This window comes from Gracilimonas sp. (genome assembly GCF_035704785.1).
GTDB lineage: Bacteria > Bacteroidota > Rhodothermia > Balneolales > Balneolaceae > Gracilimonas.
On sequence record NZ_DASSWP010000040.1, the window covers coordinates 1 to 3,368 of the forward strand.

Annotated in this window: 3 protein-coding genes and 1 pseudogene; 3 read left to right on the forward strand and 1 reads right to left on the reverse strand. The window is 43.5% G+C overall.

Features of this window, described 5'->3' with window-relative positions; genetic code table 11:
* Positions 1-428: 6-bladed beta-propeller (locus VFM80_RS02205; RefSeq protein ID WP_395069106.1), on the reverse strand; the 428-nt coding region annotated here is incomplete at its 3' end.
* Between the two features lie 227 nt (positions 429-655).
* On the opposite strand from VFM80_RS02205, the pseudogene VFM80_RS02210 reads away from it, so the two are divergent.
* The 3 genes and pseudogenes from VFM80_RS02210 to VFM80_RS02220 form a co-directional block, all read left to right on the forward strand.
* Positions 656-823: pseudogene (locus VFM80_RS02210) on the forward strand (transposase); the annotation flags it as partial.
* A gap of 262 nt (positions 824-1,085) precedes the next feature.
* The gene (locus VFM80_RS02215) at positions 1,086-2,678 is read left to right on the forward strand and encodes an HD domain-containing protein (RefSeq protein ID WP_395069108.1); all 1,593 of its coding nucleotides are present in this window, start codon (positions 1,086-1,088) and stop codon (positions 2,676-2,678) included.
* 266 nt (positions 2,679-2,944) lie between these two features.
* A complete protein-coding gene (locus VFM80_RS02220) occupies positions 2,945-3,316 on the forward strand; it encodes an endonuclease domain-containing protein (RefSeq protein WP_395069110.1) in 372 nt (123 codons plus the stop codon).
* Positions 3,317-3,368: the final 52 nt, after the last annotated feature.

Consider the following 3,368-nt stretch of genomic DNA (forward strand, 5'->3'; position numbering starts at 1 on the left):
TTGATGCGGTGCGTTCCGTAATCTCCATAAATAAATGAAGAAATATAACTTCCATCTTTTAAAAAGCGATGAATAATAAACTGTCTGTCATCAACGAGAAAAATAGAGTTGTTTAATACGTAAATATTTGAAACAGATTGATATTCTCCTGGCCCGCTGCCTTTTCTACCTATCTCAGTTATGATTTCTCCCTCCAGTGAGAGTCTTATTACATTTTCCAGACCGCTATCAAATAGAACCAATCCTTCATCACCATCAAATCGTATTCTCTGGGGGTTGGCTAAAACCATCTCTTTATAAGAAATGATAGTCTCATAATCATTGAGCACAATGGGTTCAGGTAAATCTGCCTGTTCAGTAACACTTTCACAAGAAGCTAAAATAAAAACAAGAAGAGTGGAGGCAATTAGAATAATTCTTTGAGCCATGTTTCTAGATATTTTGAATTCATACTGGTGTTAACAACGGAGTGCTCTGCCTAATACTAACTAATTCGTTTTAATACGGCAACTCCAATAATTATAATGCCGTTACTTCCAACCAATACACAGTATCAGTAGGAACCTGCACTTCTATCATTCATTTCACGGGAAGCCGGAGCTTCCGGGACTGCGTTACGAAGATGGACCTTCGGAACGAGGACAAAGTGAGCCTGCGAAAGGGGCTGGTGGAACACCCATTTGGTACCATAAAGCGAGCTATGGGAGCCGGATACTTTTTGACTACAGGCATGCAGCAGGTTTCGGCGGAAATGAGCCTAAGCGTACTAGCTTATAACATGAAGCGAGTACTCAATATTATGGGCATCGAGAAGCTAATGGAGGAGGTACAGCTAGTGGGAAAATCGTCTGCCTATTCTTGGACTTATCTTTGGCTGTTATGTCAAAAAATTGTTTACAGAAAAGACTTCGCAAAACAATTTGCAACTAACTAATCTCTTTTGAAGTTTTCACACAGGCTGTCTGCTCCGAAATTCCCTATTGAGGCTCTGCCTCATCCCTGTTCCATTTCCCCCAATCATTACTATCAAAACTCTTCACTTTTGGTTATGCTTCAACTATACTTCAATCAACCCATTTTCAGTTTTGATCATCAGCAGTAACAGCGCCAACCAGATCACCCCCATCAAACGCATTGCCGCTATTGACATCGGAACCAACTCCTTTCACGCCATTTTTGTGGATGTTTATTCGGACGGAAGTTTTCGCACACTCGACAAGCTTAAGGAAATGGTGGAGCTAGCCAAAGGCGGAATGGGAAAACGACTTTCGGAAGGCGCTTTCAAACGCGGACTTTCTGCGCTCAAGAACATCAAGCGACTGGCTGACAGTTACGAATGTGAGGAAATTCTGGCCTACGCAACGAGTGCCATTCGTGAAGCGGAGAACGGCGGGGAATTCATTCAAAGAAGCATTGATGATATTGGGATCAAGATGCTGGCCATTCCCGGAAGAGTGGAGGCAGAGCTGATCGGTTTAGCTGTTCGCCATGGGGTGAAGTTGACGGAAAAACCTGTTCTGATAGCTGACCTCGGGGGAGGAAGTGTAGAATTCATTTTGGGAAATGAACAAGAATTCTTCTATACGGCAAGCAAAAAGATCGGGGTTTCACGCATGACCGAGATCTTCAAGCCGACTGACCCCATCACCCCTGAAGACATTAAAAAGCTGGAAACGCATTATGAGGAACAGCTTCGTGATGTAGCTCAGGCTTTTGCACAGCACCGAACCGATACCATCATCGGCTCATCGGGTACTATGGAAAATATTGCTCAGATGATCGCTATTCGAAAAAACAAATCTGTGGATGTGACCCTTAATGAGCTTGTGTTTTCTGCAAAAGACTTTAAAGATTTTTATGACTGGTTCATTAAGTTGTCAAAAAAGGAACGTCGGAAAGTCAGCGGATTGGAAACGAAGCGCGTAGGTTTTATCAACACCGGGGTGGTGCTGGTTGATTATCTGATCAGGAAATTTGGGATCAAACAGATCCGGATCTCGTCGCAAGCTTTGCGCGAAGGAATTGTTATTCGCTATCTGAAAAAGGAGATGATCGGCCTGCCGTGGACCGGTGCTTTTGCTGACCCGCGCCGGAGAAGTGTGTTTGAATTGCTTCGCAAAACCGACTGGCATGAAAATCACTCCCGGCATGTGGCCAATATGGCACTCACTATTTTTGATGCGCTTGAAGATGAGCTGGAACTCCTTGAAGGTGATCGCGAGCTCCTGGAATATGCCGCTTACCTGCACGATATAGGTTATTACATCTCACACTCTAAACATCACAAACACGCGCTGTACATTATCCGCCATTCTGATCTGAAAGGGTTTAAGGAGGATGAAATTGAGATCATCGCCAATGTTGCACGTTACCACCGCCGATCCACCCCTAAAAAGCGGCATGGTGAATATTGGAAAATGCCGCCTGAGATCAGAAAACGAATCAAGAAATTGTCCGGAATTCTTCGGGTGGCTGACGGATTGGATCGCAGCCATTATCAAAACGTCAAAGACCTTCAGGTCTATTCAGGAGAAAAGGAGATCAAATTTAATATCCGGACTGAGGGCGAGCCTTACCTGGAGATCTGGGGAGCGGAACGGAAATCCCAATTATTAAAAGAAATCACAGGCAAGAAGTTGAAGATCGAGCGGATTTTGGAGGCGGTGTATTCTTCTTAGTTGTTTTTGGTAGTTCAGGCTCCGGATGCCTTGGAAACTTTGACCCACCCCTTCCCGATTATCGGGACCCGAGCGGGGAAGCTCCTTGCGGTTTTTATGTTGAATTGGAGATTGTAGCCATTGGCGATATTCTTTAAGCTATATCAATTTTCATCACAACGTCTTCCTCTCCCGGGAGAGGAAACAAAGGTGAGGGTAGAAGTTACCAAGACAGCTAAACTTGTCATTATCTCAAATTTTATCGTATTTGGGAAAAAGAGGGTACTATGGGAAAGAGAATACCAATTATTCCTTATCGGGAAGATTTAATAGCCAAAGCTCGCTGGCTCCGCAAAAATTCAACTCCAGGAGAAATTGAGCTTTGGAAAGCAATCAAAAACAGGCAACTGTTAGGTTATAAGTTTAGAAGGCAACACCCCATCCATCGGTTTATCGTTGATTTCTATTGCAAGGAAATTAAACTGGCTATTGAAATTGATGGCAGATCTCACGATTTCAAAATTGAAGCTGACAAGGAACGTCAATATATTATCGAGCAATTTGGAGTGAGTTTCTTAAGATTTAGCGAATCGGATGCTAAAAATTGTACCGAGTCGGTGTTTTTAGAAATTGAAAAGTGGGTGGTGGAACATACTTGAATGGATTTAGTGGGTGTACGTTCGAGGCCTTGGCACCTTTGACCCACCCCTT

Excerpts from the sequence above, each read along its gene's own strand:
- VFM80_RS02220 (WP_395069110.1), top strand. The coding sequence starts at position 2,945 with ATGGGAAAGAGAATACCAATTATTCCTTATCGGGAAGATTTAATAGCC.